At 71.9% G+C, this 16190-nt stretch carries 13 protein-coding genes; 7 read left to right on the top strand and 6 right to left on the bottom strand.

Translation table 11 applies throughout. The features are described 5' to 3' along the window. The first annotated feature begins 71 nt into the window (after positions 1 to 71). The 4 genes from glk (at position 72) to ACGTNF_RS09535 (ending at position 3967) form a co-directional block, all read left to right on the top strand. Entirely contained in the window at positions 72 to 1040 is a 969-nt protein-coding gene (gene glk / locus ACGTNF_RS09550) for a glucokinase (RefSeq protein ID WP_394601503.1), read from the top strand. Between the two features lie 63 nt (positions 1041 to 1103). Then, positions 1104 to 2096: a D-hexose-6-phosphate mutarotase gene (locus ACGTNF_RS09545; RefSeq protein ID WP_394601502.1), complete on the top strand. Its 993-nt coding sequence runs from the start codon at positions 1104 to 1106 to the stop codon at positions 2094 to 2096. Further along, complete coding sequence (locus tag ACGTNF_RS09540; protein ID WP_394601501.1) at positions 2093 to 2965, top strand: aldo/keto reductase; 873 nt, start codon at positions 2093 to 2095, stop codon at positions 2963 to 2965. Before ACGTNF_RS09545 ends, ACGTNF_RS09540 begins: the two co-directional genes overlap by 4 nt. Positions 2966 to 2995: 30 nt before the next feature. Next, positions 2996 to 3967, top strand: a complete 972-nt coding sequence (locus ACGTNF_RS09535) for a carbohydrate kinase family protein (RefSeq protein ID WP_394601500.1) — start codon at positions 2996 to 2998, stop codon at positions 3965 to 3967. 16 nt (positions 3968 to 3983) lie between these two features. Here the strand turns inward: ACGTNF_RS09535 and cra are convergent, their stop codons facing one another. Beyond that, positions 3984 to 4988 (bottom strand): catabolite repressor/activator, encoded by a 1005-nt coding sequence (gene cra / locus ACGTNF_RS09530; protein WP_394601499.1) that lies wholly within the window; start codon positions 4986 to 4988, stop codon positions 3984 to 3986. 214 nt (positions 4989 to 5202) lie between these two features. Between cra and ptsP the strand changes: the two genes are divergently transcribed. Genes ptsP through ACGTNF_RS09515 form a run of 3 tightly spaced genes read left to right on the top strand, consistent with a single transcriptional unit; the run spans position 5203 to position 10816 of the window. Further along, complete coding sequence (gene ptsP / locus ACGTNF_RS09525; RefSeq protein WP_394601498.1) at positions 5203 to 8094, top strand: phosphoenolpyruvate--protein phosphotransferase; 2892 nt, start codon at positions 5203 to 5205, stop codon at positions 8092 to 8094. After that, a complete protein-coding gene (gene pfkB / locus ACGTNF_RS09520; protein ID WP_394601497.1) occupies positions 8094 to 9068 on the top strand; it encodes a 1-phosphofructokinase in 975 nt (324 codons plus the stop codon). Before ptsP ends, pfkB begins: the two co-directional genes overlap by 1 nt. Continuing rightward, positions 9065 to 10816: a PTS fructose-like transporter subunit IIB gene (locus ACGTNF_RS09515; protein WP_394601496.1), complete on the top strand. Its 1752-nt coding sequence runs from the start codon at positions 9065 to 9067 to the stop codon at positions 10814 to 10816. The genes pfkB and ACGTNF_RS09515 overlap by 4 nt, the downstream gene beginning before the upstream one ends. 94 nt (positions 10817 to 10910) lie before the next feature. Here the strand turns inward: ACGTNF_RS09515 and ACGTNF_RS09510 are convergent, their stop codons facing one another. The 5 genes from ACGTNF_RS09510 to zwf all read right to left on the bottom strand — a co-directional run bounded on the left by ACGTNF_RS09510 (position 10911) and on the right by zwf (position 16094). After that, positions 10911 to 11354 carry a hypothetical protein gene (locus ACGTNF_RS09510; protein ID WP_394601495.1) on the bottom strand — a complete coding sequence of 148 codons (444 nt, stop codon included), beginning with the start codon at positions 11352 to 11354 and terminating at the stop codon, positions 10911 to 10913. A gap of 209 nt (positions 11355 to 11563) precedes the next feature. Continuing rightward, on the bottom strand, positions 11564 to 13006 hold the full coding sequence (locus tag ACGTNF_RS09505; RefSeq protein ID WP_394601494.1) for an FAD-binding oxidoreductase: 1443 nt from the start codon (positions 13004 to 13006) through the stop codon (positions 11564 to 11566). 195 nt (positions 13007 to 13201) lie between these two features. Further along, on the bottom strand, positions 13202 to 13864 hold the full coding sequence (locus tag ACGTNF_RS09500) for a bifunctional 4-hydroxy-2-oxoglutarate aldolase/2-dehydro-3-deoxy-phosphogluconate aldolase (RefSeq protein ID WP_394601493.1): 663 nt from the start codon (positions 13862 to 13864) through the stop codon (positions 13202 to 13204). Between the two features lie 29 nt (positions 13865 to 13893). Next, complete coding sequence (gene pgl / locus ACGTNF_RS09495; protein WP_394601492.1) at positions 13894 to 14559, bottom strand: 6-phosphogluconolactonase; 666 nt, start codon at positions 14557 to 14559, stop codon at positions 13894 to 13896. A 26-nt stretch (positions 14560 to 14585) separates the two neighbouring features. Beyond that, positions 14586 to 16094, bottom strand: a complete 1509-nt coding sequence (gene zwf / locus ACGTNF_RS09490) for a glucose-6-phosphate dehydrogenase (protein WP_394601491.1) — start codon at positions 16092 to 16094, stop codon at positions 14586 to 14588. Positions 16095 to 16190 lie beyond the last annotated feature (96 nt).

Genomic DNA, 16190 nt, shown 5'->3' with positions numbered 1-16190 from the left:
CGTGGCCCTAGAGATCGGGAGCGGGGAACCAGGCCCCGCTCCCGCACTGTTTGCAAGAGACGAATGTGACGATGACCCGACCCGCACTGATCGGCGATATCGGGGGCACCAACGCCCGCTTCGCCCTGGTGACCCCGGGGGCCTTCGAGCCCCACGACATCCTGAGCCTGCCCTGCGCCGCCTATCCCGGCCTGGTCGAGGCCATACGCGACTACCTGGAACGGGTCGGCGCCGTGGGCGACGCCGCCCCGCTTGAGGCCTGCCTGGCCTTCGCCTGCCCGATCAACAGCGACCGGATCAAGATGACCAACAATCCCTGGTCATTCTCCCGCGCCGAGGTGCAGGAGGCGCTGGGGCTCGAGCTGTTCAAGGCGATCAACGACTTCACCGCCCAGGCCCTGGGCGTGCCCCACGTGGCCGAGGACGAACTGGTCGAGGTCCAGCCCGGCGAGGCGGTGCCCCATGCCACACGCCTGGTGATCGGCCCGGGCACCGGGCTCGGCGTGGCCGGCGTCTTCCCCGGCCGCCATGCCTGGATCCCGCTGCCCACCGAGGGCGGCCACGTGACCTTCGCCCCCACCGACGAGCGTGAACACAACCTGCTGCGCCACTTCCGCAACCGCTACGGCCGCATCTCCGTGGAGCGGCTGCTGTGCGGCCAGGGGCTGCTCGACCTCTACCTGGCGCACTGCTCGCTGAAGGGCGCCAATCCGGCCTGCACCTCGCCCGCCGAGGTCACCGAGGCGGCCGCGAGCGGCGACGCCGTGGCTCGTGATACCCTGCTGCGTTTTCTGAAGATCCTCGGCGACGTCAGCGGCGACGCCGCGCTCACCCTCGGCGCCCGGGGCGGGGTCTACCTGTGCGGCGGCATCCTCCCGCGGCTGCTCGATTGGCTGCCGCAGAGCCGCTTCCGCGAGGCCTTCGCCACCAAGGGCCGCATGAGCGTCTATACCGCCGACATCCCGGTCCGGGTGGTCACCGCCCCCTGGACGGGCCTGCTGGGCGCCGCCGAGGCCCTGCACAATGAAGAGGTCGAGTAACTCGACGGAAGAGGTCGAATCAACCGGCGCCACCGCGTCGATCGGCCCGATGGAGGAGATTGCATGATTCCCGCATCCCTGCGCGCCCTGCTGGACGCCACCGACGGTCAGCGCCGTGCCGAATGGGCCGGCCGCGAGGTCTGGCTGGCCAATGAGGCCTGGGGTGAACTCGTGGTGTCGCTTCAGGGCGCCCAGGTGCTTCACTTTCTACCTGTGTCGCCCGAAGACGCGACAGCCGCGGGCGCTTCACCGTCGCCGCTCTCTAACGCGTCCGAAGACACGCGAACGCGCACCAGCCCTCCCAGCCCGGATCAGAGCGAGGAAGCCCTGGTGCCCGGCGGCTGGCTGTGGGTCACCCCCACGCCTCAGGACAAGCCCGGCGCCATCCGCGGCGGCATTCCGCTGTGCTGGCCGTGGTTCGCCGACGAGCACACCGCCGACGAGTCCGAGGACCGCTCCGGTCCGATGCACGGCCCGGCGCGCAAGGCCGACTGGCGCCTCGACGCCGTGGACGAGCACGAGGAAGGCGTCGAGCTGCACCTCTCACCGCTGGAGCGCCTGCACTCCCAGCTGGTGCCGCGAGCGGTGATCCAGGCCAACGCCAACCGCCTACACGTCGAGCTGATCACCGAGCACCGCGGCGAGACCCCGGTGAAGATCACCGGCGCCCTGCACAGCTACCTGGCGGTGAATGACGCCCAGGCCTGCCGCGTCGAGGGGCTGGCCGGCGCCCGCTACCTGGACAAGCTCGCCGACTTCGCCGAGCGCGAACAGCAGGGCACGCTTGGCGTGCGCGGCGGCCTCGATCGCATCTACCACACCAACGCCGAGCTGGCCCTGGACGACGGCCACCGCCGCCTGCGCATCGCCCGCCAGGGCAGCGACTCCGCGGTGGTCTGGCATCCCGGCGACGATCGCCCGGCCGACACCTCCGCCGCCGCGGCCCGTCGCTTCCTGTGCGTCGAATCGGCCAACACCCGGCTCGATCCGGTGTGGCTGGTGCCCGGCGCCCAGCACCTGCTGGGCACCACCCTGTCATTGGGGGCGTCGGCATGAGCGGCCCCACCTTCGATGTGCCCTTCGCGCTGGGCATGATGAACCTGCACCAGGCGACGGAGCTGCACGCCGCCGAACGGCTGGCCGACTGGATCGAGGCGCGCCTCGATCAGGGCCTTCACTGGTTCGACCATGCCGACATCTACGGCGATCGCGCCGGCGAGCGGCTGTTCGGCGACGCGCTGCGCGCCCGCCCCGGGCTCGCCCGCCGGGTGCGGGTGGTGACCAAGACCGACATCGTCACGCCCGAGCGCGATGCCTCAGCGTTCGCCGTCAAGCACTACGACAGCTCGCCGGCCTACGTGACCCGAGCCATCGACGCCTCCCTCGAGCGGCTGGGCGTGGAGCGGCTGGACCACTTCCTGCTGCATCGCCCCGACCCGCTGATGGACGCCGAGGCCACCGGCCGCGCCCTGGACGACGCCATCGCCGCCGGCAAGATCGGCGCCGCCGGCATCTCCAACTTCCTGCCGGAGGCCTGGCGCCGGCTGCAGGCCAGCATGCACGCGCGCCTGTCGGCGCACCAGCTGCAGCTGTCGCTCGACCATAGCGCGCCGCTGTTCGACGGCCTCTACGACGCCGTGATCGGCGACGGCCAGGCCCCCATGGCCTGGTCGCCGCTGGGCGGCGGACGGGCGCTGGACGGCCCGGCGGCAGCGCTGCTGCACTCCCAGGCCGAGGTCCTCGACGTCAGCCCCGCCGGGCTGGCCCTGGCCTGGCTGCGCGCCCTGCCCGGGCGACCGCTGCCAGTGATCGGCAGCCTCAGGCCCGAGCGCATCGAGATGCTGGATCGGGACGCCTCGCTCGAGCTGTCGCGTCCGGCCTGGTTCGCGCTGCTCGAGGCCGCCCGCGGCCACGAGGTGGCCTGAGCCGCCCCATTCATCACAAGGACCCTCACCATGCTGCCCGTTATCGCCTTCGGTGAAGCCCTCGTCGACATGCTCTCCAGCCGCCTGGGCGCGGCCGACGAGGACGCGACGGAGACTCTCCTCCCCGAAGCCTTCACCCCCTACGCCGGCGGCGCGCCGGCCAACGTCGCCGTGGCCTGCGCTCGCCTCGGCGTGCCCAGCCGCTTCCTCGGTATGCTCGGCGATGACCACTTCGGCGACTTCCTGGCCGCCGAGCTGTCCGCCCAGGGCGTCGACGTCTCCGGCGTGACGCGCACCCGCGAGGCACGCACCGCCCTGGCCTTCGTCTCCCGCGACGCCGCGGGCGAGCGCACCTTCGACTTCTACCGGCCGCCCGCCGCCGACCTGCTCTACCGCCTGGAGCACCTGCCGGCCGGCGTGTTCGCCGAACCGGCGATCCTGCACCTGTGCAGCAACAGCCTGACCGACCCGGAGATCGCCGAGACCACCCTGGCGATGGCCGAGATGGCGGCCCGGGCCGGCTGTTTGATCAGCGTCGACGCCAATCTGCGCCATAACCTCTGGGCCGAAGGCCGCGCCGACAGCGCCCTGGTCACCCGGCTGCTCGACAGCGCCGACCTGCTCAAGCTGTCCCGCGAGGAGGTGGACGACCTGCGCGGCGACCACCCCGAGGACGACTGGCTGGCCGAGCGTCTGGCGGCCGGCGTCAAGCTGGCGGTGATCACCGACGGCGGCGAGCCGGTGCGCGCCCTGGGCGCGGGGCTCACGCTGGCGGTCGCCCCGCCGAAGGTCAACCCCGTCGACACGACGGCGGGAGGAGACGCCTTCATCGGCGGGCTGCTGGCGGCGCTGGCCGAGGGCGGCTTCGCCGACGGCTGGCATCAGGACACCGCGCGCCTGGAAGGCGCGCTGGCCTTCGCCTGCCGCTGTGGCGCCCACGCCGTGACCCGCCCGGGCAGCTACGTCGCGCTGCCGACCCGGGCCGATCTCGTCGAGGCCTGATCGCTCCGCCGCCTCCTCAGGAGGCGGCGCCCTCCTGCGCCCCCGCCCGCCAGCGCATCCGCCGGGGCACCGTCCGCCGCCCCGGGGCGCCCTCGCCCCGGGCCGCGGCCAGCGCACTCTCCAGCGTCGCCTCGGCCATGCGGTCGTGGTCCTGCTCGGCGGAGTTGACCGCCACCGGCAGGAACTCCAGCAGCCGGCTGTCGCCGAAGGTCGCCAGCCGCAGCGAGGCCGGCAGCCCGCCGGCCTCGAGCAGGGTATCGAGCACGCCGTCGAACAGCGAATAGGACGCCGTGACCAGCGCGTCCGGCAGCCCGTGCTCGTCGATGACCCGACGCATCAGCCGCGCGCCCTCGGCGCGATCGTAGCGCTCGCCGGACAGCATCTGGGCCATCCCCTCGCGCCCGGCCAGCGCCCGCTCGAAGCCGCTGCGCCGCTCCTCGGTGATCGACAGCCAGGGCACCGCGTCCAGCCACACCACCCGCGACCTCCCGGGCGACAGCACCGAGGCGGCGAGCCGCCCGGCGGCCTCGGCGTCGTTGCTGACCACGCTTGGGAAGCGCGCGGCATCGAAGCCGCGGTCGACGGCCACCACCGGCAGCCCCTCGGCCTGCAGCTCGGCGTAGAAGGGATCGTCCATGGGCAGGCTGCTGGCGGTGATCAGCACCTCGCAGCGCCGCGCCCGCAGCGCCAGCGCCAGGTCGCGCTCGACCTCCGGCCGGTCGTCGGAGCCGGCGATCAGCAGCTGGTAGCCCGCCTCCCGGGCACCGCGCTCCAGCCGCTTGGCCAGCCGCGCGTAGGTCACGTTCTCCAGGTCGGGCACGATCAGTCCCAGGGTCCGGCTGGAGCCACGGCGCAGCGCCGCCGCCTGGGGATCGACCCGGTAGCGATGATGTTCGACCACCGCCATCACCCGGTCGACGGTGTCCTGGCTGATGCGCCGTTTCTCGGCCTGGCCGTTGATGACATAGCTGGCCGTGGTGCGCGATACCCCGGCCAGTCGAGCGATTTCCGCGAGCGTCATGGATCCCCCTGAACTGGACGTGGCATTCTACGCGGGAGCGCCGCGCCACCATCCCCTGCCAAAGTCGTAGCTATTAAGACTTGCCAAGCCGGATCAAGCATTCCAGCATTCGTCTATCGAAGGTGACACGATTCACCTTTCCCGCACAAGCCACCGCTACGCCCCGGGAGCCATGGAATGGCCCGGCGTCGCCCCCGACGAACCGGAGACATCGATGTTGACCCTACGCCAGGATGACGTCCTACTCGGCTGCCGGGCCGAGCACTGGCGCGACGCGCTGGATCAGGCCGCCGAATCGCTGCACGCCGCCGGGCTGGTCGCCCCCGAGTATCGCGACGGCCTCCACGCCCGGGAAGCACAGTCCTCGACCTTCCTCGGCAACGCCATCGCCATTCCCCACGGCACCCCGGAGAGCCGCGAGCACGTGCACGCCACCGGCGTGCGGGTGCTGCAGTTCCCCGAGGGCATCGAGTGGCACGACGGCCAGCGCGTCCACGTGCTGGTGACCATCGCCGCCCAGAGCGACGAGCACCTCGACATCCTTCGCCAGCTGACCCACGTGCTCGACCAGGACGGCATCGCCGAACGCCTGGCCGGCGCCGAACGGGCCGCCGAGATCGCCGAGCTGCTGTCGAAGGCGGTGGTCGAGGCCCGGCTCGACGCCGACACCCTGTGCCTGGGCTTTCCCGCCCGCGACCATCACGAGCTGGCGCTGGCCGGCGCCGCCCGGCTACGCCAGGCCGAGTGCGTCGACGCCGCCTTCGTCGCCGCCGTGGCCGAGGCCGCCCCGCGCGCCCTGGGCCGCGGCCTGTGGCTGGTGGCCAGCGACCGCGGCGTCGGCGTGCCGGCGCTGGCGCTGGCCACCCCCGCCGAGCCGCTCACGGCCGACGGCGCCCCGGTGCAGGGCGTGTTCTGCCTGGCGGCCCAGGGCCAGGCCCACCGCGGCCTGCTCGAGCGCATCCTGGCGCTGCTCGAGAGCGACGCCCCCGAGACCCTGCACCGGCTCGACGCCGACGCCCTGCTGGCGCGGCTGGCCGGCGAGTCCGCCGCCGCCAGCCAGCGCCTGGCCACGGTGCTCAATGCCCACGGCCTGCACGCCCGCCCGGCCAAGCAGCTGGTCCAGGTCGCCCGCGCCCAGGGCACCGCGGTGCGCGTGCGCCTGGCCGAGGGCGGCAGCGAGGCCGTCTCGGCCGCCAGCCTGACCAAGGTCATCAACCTCGGCGCCCGCCGCGGCCAGCAGCTGATCTTCACCGCCGAGGGCGACACCGCCGAGGCCGCACTGGAGGCGGTCTGCCGGGCCGTGGAGGACGGCCTCGGCGAGCACGTCGAGCCCTTCGACGCCTACCGCGAGCCGGCAGCCACGGCACCGGAGAACGCCCCGGCGCTGGAGCCGCTGACCGACGACGTCGCCCATCCGGCGGTGGCCGCCTCGCCGGGGCTCGCCATCGCTCCGGCCTTCGTGCTGACCACGCCGAGCTTCGACTACCCGGCCCGCGCCGCCGATCCGGCCGCCGAGCGCCGCCGGCTGAATGAGGCCCTCCGCGAGGGCGGCGAGCAGCTCGAGGCACTGATCCAGCACGCCCGCGGCGGCGAGGTCTCGCAGATCCTGTCGATGCACGAGGAGATGCTCGGCGACCCGGAACTCCATCAGGCCGCCCGCGAGGGCATCGACGAGGGCGCCTCCGCCGAAGCCGCCTGGTGGGAGGCGATCGACACCGCCGCCCAGGCCCAGGAGCGCCTGGCCGACAAGCTGCTCGCCGAACGCGCCGCCGACCTGCGCGACGTCGGTCGCCGGGTGCTGGGCATCCTGTGCCGGGTCGAGCTGCCCGAGCCGCCGGATCATCCCTACATCCTGGTCACCGACGACATCGGCCCGTCCGACGTGGCGCGCCTCGACACCAGCCGCGTGCGCGGCCTGCTGACCGCCCGCGGCGGCGCCACCGCCCACAGCGCCATCCTGGCCCGGGCGCTGGGCATCCCCGCCGTGGTCGGCGCCGGCGAGCGCATCCTGTCGCTTTCCAACGGCACCGAGCTGATCCTCGACGGCGAGCGCGGCCGGGTGACTCCGGCGCCCGCCGCCGAGCGCCGTCAGGCCGCCGAGCAGCGCCTGGAAGAGCGCCGCCGCCGCGAGGCCGAGGCCTGGGAGGCCCGCTTCGAGCCGGCCCGCACCCGCGACGGCCATCGCGTCGAGGTAGCCTCCAACCTCGGCAACACCGCCCACGCCGCCGATGCCGTGGAGCGCGGCGCCGAGGGCGTCGGCCTGCTGCGCACCGAGTTCGTGTTCATGGCCCACGCCTCGCTGCCGGACCTCGCGACCCAGATCGGCGAATACCGCGAGGCCCTCGACGCCCTCGACGGCCGCCCGCTGGTGGCCCGCACCCTCGACGTGGGCGGCGACAAGCCGCTGCCCTACTGGCCGGTGCCCCAGGAGAGCAATCCCTTCCTCGGCCTGCGCGGCATCCGCCTGGCGCTGACCCGGCCCGAGGTGCTCGAGACCCAGCTCCGCGCGCTGCTGATGGCCGCCGCGCCCTCGGCCGAGCCGAAGCGCGACGCCCGGCCGCTGCGCATCATGCTGCCGATGGTCAAGGACGTGGCCGAGTTCCGCGCCGCCCGCGCCATCCTCGACCGGCTGCTCGAGGAGCTGCCGGCCGGCGAGCGCAGCGACGACATCCAACTCGGGGTGATGATCGAGGTACCCTCCAGCGCCCTGCTGGCGCCGACGCTCGCCGCCGAGGTCGACTTCTTCTCGGTCGGCACCAACGACCTGACCCAGTACACCCTGGCCATCGACCGCGACCATCCCGAGCTCTCGGCCCAGGCCGACGGCCTGCACCCGTCGGTGCTCAAGCTGATCGAGATGACCGTGGCCGCGGCCCACGCCGAAGGCAAGTGGGTCGGGGTGTGCGGCGAGCTGGCCAGTGACGCCACCGCGGTGCCGGTGCTGGTCGGCCTGGGCGTCGACGAGCTCTCGGTCAGCGCCCGCCAGGTGCCGCTGGTCAAGGCGCGGCTGCGCGAGTTCGACCTCGAGGAGGCCCGCGCCCAGGCCGCGCTGGCGCTCGCTCAGGCCACCGGCGAGGCGGTCCGCGACGCCCTGGAGGCCCGCTGATGGCCCGTCTGCTGACCCTGACCCTGAATCCGGCCCTGGACCTGTCGATATCGCTTGAGCGCCTGACGCCCGGCGAGGTCAACCGAACCAGCGCCACCCACCTCGCGGCCGCCGGCAAGGGCGTCAACGTGGCCCGAGTGCTGGCGGCCCTCGGCCATGACGTCTGCGTCTCGGGCTTCCTCGGCGCCGACAACGACGGACCCTTCCTGCGCGCCTTCGAGGCCGCAGGGCTCGAGGACGCCTTCCTGCGCGTGCCCGGCGAGACCCGCATCAACGCCAAGCTGGCCGAGGCCGACGGCCGGGTCACCGACGTCAACGGCCCGGGCCCGGCCATCAACGCCGAGGCCTGGCAGGCGCTGCACGACCGGCTCGAGACGCTGGCCGCCGATGACGCCCGCCGCCCCGAGGCGGTGGTGATCGCCGGCAGCCTGCCGCCCGGCGTCACGCCCGAGGCGCTGGCCGAGCTGATCGCGCGGCTGCGCGGCGTCGGGCTGCCGGTGTGGGTCGATACCAGCGGCCCGGCACTGGAAGCCGCCATCGCCGCCGGCCCCACCGCGGTCAAGCCCAACGAGCAGGAGCTGGCCGCCTGGGCCGGCATGCCCCTCGACGACGAGGCCGCGCGCCTGGCGGCCGCCCGCCGCCTGCACGAGGCCGGCATCGAGGAGGCGGTGCTCTCCGCCGGCGCCGAGGGCGTGCTGTGGGTCAGCCGCCGCGGCGCCTGGCAGGCGCTGCCGCCGGCCATGACCGTGGCCAGCACCGTGTGCGCCGGCGACACCCTGCTGGCCGCGCTGCTGCACGGCGTGCTCGAGGGCCACGCGCCCGACGAGGCGCTGCGCCTGGCCACCGCACTGTCCGCCGAGGCGGTCCGCCATGTCGGCGTGGGCGACGCCCGCGCCACCGATTTCCCGTCACTCCAACAACAGACGCGCGTCCACCGCCTTGGCGGCGACGACGCCGGGGGAGCCCTCGCATGAATGCCATCCTCATCACCGCCTGCCCCAGCGGCATGGCCACCACCTTCCTCGCCGCCCGGCGCCTCGAGCAGGCCGCCGAGAGGCTGGGCTGGCAGACCACCGTGGAGATGCACGGCGAGCTTGCGCCGGTGCAGCCGGTCTCCGCCGAGGCCATCGCGGCCGCCGACCTGATCGTCGTCGCCGCCGACCATGTGCCGGACCCGCAGCGCTTCAAGGGCAAGCCGCTGTTCCGCGCCACCATCGACCAGGCGCTGCCCGACCCGGGCGGCTTTCTCGAGCGCGCCCGGCGCGAGGCCGAGGCCTTCGTGCCCGGCGGCGAGACCCATGCCACCCCGGCGCCCGACACCGGCGCGGCCGGCGGCCGATCCATCGTCGCCGTCACCGCCTGCCCCACCGGGGTCGCGCACACCTTCATGGCGGCGGAAGCCCTGGCCGAGGCCGGCAAGGCGCTGGGCCATCCCATCCGCGTCGAGACCCAGGGCTCGGTGGGCGCCCAGGACCAGCTGACCGAGGCGGAGATCCGTGACGCCGAGGTGGTGATCCTGGCCTGCGACATCGAGGTCGACCCGACCCGCTTCGCCGGCAAGCGGATCTATCGCACCTCCACCGGCAGCGCGCTGAAGCAGCCGAAGCCTACCCTCGAGGCGGCGCTGGCCGAGGCCGCGGTGGAAGACGGCAGCGCCCCGGCGGCAGGCGGCGAGGCCAGGAAGAGCCTCAAGGAGCGCGGCGTCTACAAGCACCTGCTGACCGGGGTGTCCTTCATGCTGCCGATGGTGGTCGCCGGCGGCCTCTTGATCGCGCTGTCGTTCGTGTTCGGCATCGAGGCCTTCCAGGAGGAAGGCACCCTGCCCGCGGCGCTGATGCAGATCGGCGGCGGCACGGCCTTCGCGCTGATGGTGCCGGTGCTGGCCGGCTATATCGCCTATTCCATCGCCGACCGCCCCGGCATCGCCCCGGGCATGATCGGCGGCATGCTGGCCTCCGAGATCGGCGCCGGGTTCATCGGCGGCATCCTGGCCGGCTTCCTCGCCGGCTACGTGGCCAAGGCGGTGACCCGCTACGTCAGGCTGCCGGCCAGCGTCGAGTCGCTCAAGCCGATCCTGATCATCCCGCTGGTGGCGAGCCTGGTGACCGGCCTGACCATGATCTACGTGGTCGGCGAGCCGGTGGCGGCGATCCTCTCCGGGCTGACCACCTTCCTCGAGAACATGGGCTCCACCAATGCCCTGCTGCTGGGCGGGCTGCTGGGCGCCATGATGTGCTTCGACATGGGCGGACCGGTGAACAAGGCCGCCTACACCTTCGGCGTCGGCCTGCTGGCCTCCGAGACCTATGCCCCCATGGCGGCGATCATGGCCGCGGGCATGGTGCCGGCGATCGGCATGGGCATCTCGAGCTTCGTCGCCAAGTCGAAGTTCTCCGAGCCCGAGCGCGAGGCCGGCAAGGCATCGTTCGTGCTGGGCTTCTGCTTCATCAGCGAGGGGGCCATTCCCTTCGCCGCCAAGGATCCGCTGCGGGTGATCCCGGTCAGCATGGTCGGCGGCGCGGTGACCGGCGCGCTGTCGATGCTGTTCGGCGCCAAGCTGATGGCCCCCCACGGCGGCATCTTCGTGCTGCTGATCCCCAACGCCATCACTCCGGTGCTGCTGTACCTGGCGGCGATCGTCATCGGCTCGCTGATCACCGGCCTCGGCTACGCAGCGCTCAAGCGCGGCAGCCAGACGGTGGCGGTCGAGGCCGGCGCCTGACGCCTCGCTGCACGACACCCGACACGACAACGCCCCGGCAGGCCGTCTTGGCCTCCCGGGGCGTTGTCGTCTTCGGGCGAGCGTCGTGTGAGGGCTACTTCACGTGCACCGCCAGACACTCCCGCAGCATGCTGCACTCGGTCTGCTTGTGGCGGGCGAAGGCCAGCAGGGCCGTCTCGAGTTCCGGCGTGGCGTTGGTATCCAGCAGCAGGCGCGACAGGCGGCTGGCCTCGTCGGCGGCGTCCAGCGCCTCCTTCAGCGCCTGGTCGACGCCCATGGCCTCGACCGAGGGAATCGCGGACGCCTCGTCGCGGCTGACGCAGGCGGTCAGCTCCATGCGCTCTGCGGCCTCAGTCAGGGCCTCGAGCTGCTGCTCGCATTCGGCGCCAAGATCGGCCACCACGCGGCTGATGTCGGCGTGGCGCTTGGCCAGCGCCTGGGCGAGCCGGCGGTAGCGCTGCAGATCCCGACTCTCGAGGCCACTGGCCAGCGTCAGCCGATCCTGGGCGAGCAGGGTAAGCGGGGCGATATCGTTCATGGGTCGCTTCCTCGTGTTGTCGAAGGGACTGGCGCCGCGACGCGGGCGACGTCACCCTGACAAAGCAAGGGGCGGGCCAACTTCTCCATCACGCTGATTTCACGTGCATTAGACTAATGTCGATGCCTCGGGAGCGTGGACCGCGCACCGCCGTGGACGCGACACGCCCTGCCCTGATCGCCCGTGGTGCAGTCGTCTCCGGTGTCGAACTAGACCAGCTTGCCGGGGTTCATGATGCCCTGCGGATCGAGGGCCGCCTTGATCGCCCGCATCACCGCCCAGCCCTCGCCGTGCTCGGCCTCCATGTAGGCGCGCTTGCCGGAGCCGATGCCGTGCTCGCCGGTGCAGGTGCCGCCGGCGGCCAGGGCCCGGGCAACCAGCCGACGGTTGAAGGCCTCGAGGGTGGCGAGCTCCTGCTCGCTCTCGCGATCCACCATCACCACCAGATGGAAGTTGCCGTCGCCGACGTGGCCGAGCAGCGGCGCGACCAGGCCGCTCTCGCTGACGTCCTGGCGGGTCGCCTCGATGCACTCGGCCAGCCGCGAGATCGGCACGCAGATATCGGTGGCCAGGAACTCCATGCCCGGACGCAGCGCCTTGGCGGCGTAGGCCGCGTCGTGGCGCGCCTGCCACAGGGCGTTACGCTCTTCCTCCCGGGTCGCCCAGGCGAAGTCGCTGCCACCGAGCTCCTGGCACAGCTCGGCCATGGTCTCCGCCTGCTCCTTCACCCCGGCGTGGGTGCCGTGAAACTCCAGGAACAGCGTCGGCTTCTCGGCGTAGTCGAGCCCGGAGAAATCGTTCACCGCCCGCATGGCCAGCGCATCCATCAGCTCGATGCGCGCCATGGGGATGCCGTACTGGATCGAGGCGATCACCGCATCGACCGCCCCGCCGACATCCTCGAAGGCCACCGTAGCCGAGGAGATCCCCTCAGGCAGGCCGTGCAGCTTCACCGTCAGCTCGGTGATGATGCCGAGCGTGCCCTCGGCGCCGATCATCAGGTGAGTAAGATCGTAGCCGGCGGCGGACTTGCGCGCCCGGGTGCCGGTCTCGACGATGCGGCCGTCCGGCATCACCACGGTCATCGACAGCACGTTCTCGCGGATGGTGCCATAGCGCACGGTGTTGGTGCCGCTGGCCCGGGTCGAGGCCATGCCGCCCATGCTGGCGTCGGCGCCGGGGTCGACGGAGAAGAACAGCCCGGTGGCGCGCAGGTCGGTGTTGAGCTGGGTGCGGGTGACGCCGGGCTGGACGGTGGCGTCCATGTCCTCCGGGCGCACCTCGAGGATGGCGTTCATCGCCGATAGGTCGACGCACAGCCCGCCGCGCTCGGCGATCACCTGCCCCTCGACCGAGGTACCCACACCGTAGGGCACGACCGGCACACGGTGCGCGCCGCAGGCGCGTACCACCGCCGAGACCTCCTCGGTGGTGTGCGGGAAGCACACCGCGTCCGGCGCGGCGGGATGATGCCAGGACTCGTCGTGGCCGTGCTGCTCGCGAATGCCCGCCGCGGTGGTGAGACGCTCGCCGAGCAGCGGTTCGAGCTCGGCGACCAGCGCCGCCAGCGCCTCGGCTCCGGGACGCGGGCAGACGTCGGCGTGAGCGGGACCTTGGGATGGCTCGGCGGTCGGGGCAGCAGAGAAGGACATCGGGGGCTCCTGGAAGGGGTGGCGCCGGCTCGACGAGGAGCAGGCTATCGAAGACACAGCATACCGCCCCCGCGCACGCCGGGCCATCACGCTTGGCGCCTGATTTCCCCAAAAAAAAAGCCCCGGCCATGAAGCCGGGGCGCAAGGACAGCCAGTGGCTGTCGAGAGAGAACCCGATAGGGTCGACCGAAACACTCAGTGGTGGAAACGCTCCGCGGCCTCCTGGGCCAGCCTACGGATGGCGTTCCAGTCCTCGGCCTCGACCAGCGACTTCGGCGTCAGCCAGGAGCCGCCCACGCACATCACATTGGGCTGGGACAGGTAGTCGCTGGCGTTGTCCAGACTGATGCCACCGGTCGGACAGAAGCGCGCCTCGGGGATCGGGCCGGCGAAGGCCTTGAGCGCCTTGACGCCGCCGCTGGCCTCGGCGGGGAAGAACTTGAAGCGGCGATAGCCGTACTGCCAGCCGATCATCAGCTCGGAGACGGTGGCCACGCCGGGCAGCATCGGCACCGGGCTTTCCACGCCGTAGCGGTAGAGCGCCTCGGTGGTGCCCGGGGTCACCACGAAGTCGGCGCCGACCTGCTCGGCCTGGCGATACTGCGCCGGGGTCAGCACGGTGCCGATGCCGACGCTGGCCTGGGGCAGCGCCTCCTTGATGCGGCGGGTGGCCTCCAGCGCGCAGTCGGTGCGCAGGGTCACCTCGAGCACGCTGAGGCCGCCTTCGACCAGGGCGGTGGCCAGCGGCACGGCATCTTCCACGCGCTGGATGGCAAGCACCGGGATCACCTCGGCCTTGAGGCAGATGCTGTCGATCTCGGTGGTGCGGGTGGAAGGCAGCTGCTTGTCGATGGTCATGGTCATGGCTCCAGAAAGGGGTCCGGGGCTCAGGGCGCCCAGTAGATGCCGAGCGGGCCGGCCAGGAAGGCGCGGATCGGCAGCGCCCGGGTGTCGTCGCCGGCCAGCGCACGGCCCAGCACCGTGCGCTTCTCCTCGCCGGTGATGTGCAGGAAGTGACGCGGGCAGCGGTGCAGCCGGTCGGCGCTCAGGGTGATGCGCGGCTGGGGCTGGCTCGGCGTGCGCACCGCCACCACCGAATCGGCAGTGGACAGCGCCAGGCCAAGCTCCTGGCTGTCCGGGAACAGCGAGGCGGTGTGGCCGTCGCCGCCCATGCCCAGGATCACCACGCTGGCCGGCCAGGTCAGCGCCGCGAGACGCTCGCCGACCTCGGCCACGCCCTCCTCCGGGGTGGCGGCGGCGCTGGTCAGCGGCACGAAGGTGGCCGCGGCGGCCGGCCCCTGCATCAGGTGGGCGCGCACCAGGCGGGCATTGCTGTCGTCGGCGTCCTCGGCGACCCAGCGCTCGTCGGCCAGGGTCACGTCGACGCGGGACCAGGGCAGGTCCATGGCGGCCAGGGCCTCGAAGAACGGCACCGGGGTGGAACCGCCGGACACCACCAGCAGGGCGCGCTCGCGCTCGGCCAGGTCGGCCCGGAGGGCCTCGGCCACGGCCTCGGCGAGCTGCCGGGCCAGTTGCTCACGGGATTGGCTCATCTCAATCGTCCTCGTTCCTGCCGGGCTTAGTAGTCTTCATACCAGCTGCGGCCGTCCTGGGTGATCATGGCGATGGAGGCCACCGGGCCCCAGGAGCCGGCCGGGTAGCGGCGCGGCGGCTCGGCGCGGTTGTTCCAGGCCTCGATCAGGCTGTCGCACCACTGCCAGGCGTGCTCGACCTCGTCGCGGCGCACGAACAGGTACTGCTGGCCCTTCATCACCTCGAGCAGCAGGCGCTCGTAGGCGTCCGGGATCCGCGCCTTGGGGAAGGCGCTGTTGAAGTCCAGGTGAAGCGGGCCGCGGCGCAGGCGCATGCCCTTGTCCAGGCCGCTGTCCTTGGTCAGCACCTCCAGCGCGATGCCCTCTTCCGGCTGCAGGCGGATCACCAGCTTGTTGGCGGCCAGGTCGCGCTGGTCCGGATCGAAGATGTAGTGCGGCTGCTGGCGGAAGTGGATGACGATCTGCGACATCTTGCCCGGCATGCGCTTGCCGGTGCGGAGGTAGAAGGGCACGCCCGCCCAGCGCCAGTTGGCCACCTCGGTCTTCATCGCCACGAAGGTCTCGGTGTGGCTCGAGGTGTTGGCGCCTTCCTCGTCGAGGTAGCCCGGCACGGACTGGCCGTCGATGGTGCCGCCGATGTACTGGCCGCGGACCACGTCGCGCCCCAGCATCTCGTCGGTAAACGGCTTGAGCGCCTTGAGCACCTTGACCTTCTCGTCTCGGATGGCGTCGGCGTCGAGGTTGGCCGGCGGATCCATGGCGATCAGGCACACCAGCTGCAGCAGGTGGTTCTGCACCATGTCGCGCAGCTGGCCGGCCTCGTCGAAGTAGCCCCAGCGCCCCTCGATGCCGACCTTCTCGGCCACCGTGATCTCCACGTGGGAGATATGGTTCTGGTTCCACTGGGTGCCGAACAGCGGGTTGGCGAAGCGCAGCGCGATCAGGTTCTGGACCGTTTCCTTGCCCAGGTAGTGGTCGATGCGGTAGATGCTCGACTCGGGGAACACCGCGCCGATGGCGTCGTTGACCTCGGCCGAGGACGCGAGGTCATGGCCGATCGGCTTCTCCACCACCACGCGGCTCGTGGCGTCGAGGCTGCCGCTGGCGTCCAGGTGACGGCAGATGTCGCCGTAGATCTTGGCTCCCACCGACAGGTAGACCACCATCGGCTGCTCGGCGCCCTGGCGCCATTCGCGGATGCCGGCGTAGCCCTCGGGCTGGGTGAAGTCGAGCTGCAGGAAGTCGAGCCGCGCCATGAAGCGGGCCAGCGCCTCGCGGTCGAGCTCCTCGGCCTTGACGTAGGTCTTCAGGGACTTCTCGACGCGCGTCTTGAAGGCGTCCACGTCCAGCTCCTGACGGGCCAGCCCGAGCAGCCGCGTGGCGGGATCGAGCAGCCCCTCGCGCTCCAGGTGGAAGAGCGCCGGAAAGAGCTTGCGCTGGGCCAAATCGCCGAGCGCTCCGAACAGGGCCAGATCGATTGCCGTGCCGAAATCGCCGAAGGAGCCTCCTTCCTGGGGCCGCTTGTGTTGGCTCATGACCACCCTCATCTGGTTAAATTAACAAAATAATAGCCTATCGCGCCGACCATCTCCAAAAACTTCTGTAAAATTACTACTAAATGCGGAGAGGTC

The organism is Halomonas sp. B23F22_10 (genome assembly GCF_043496975.1).
In the GTDB taxonomy this organism is placed as follows: Bacteria; Pseudomonadota; Gammaproteobacteria; order Pseudomonadales; family Halomonadaceae; genus Halomonas; species Halomonas smyrnensis.
This window is presented reverse-complemented; position numbering and strand designations above follow the sequence as displayed.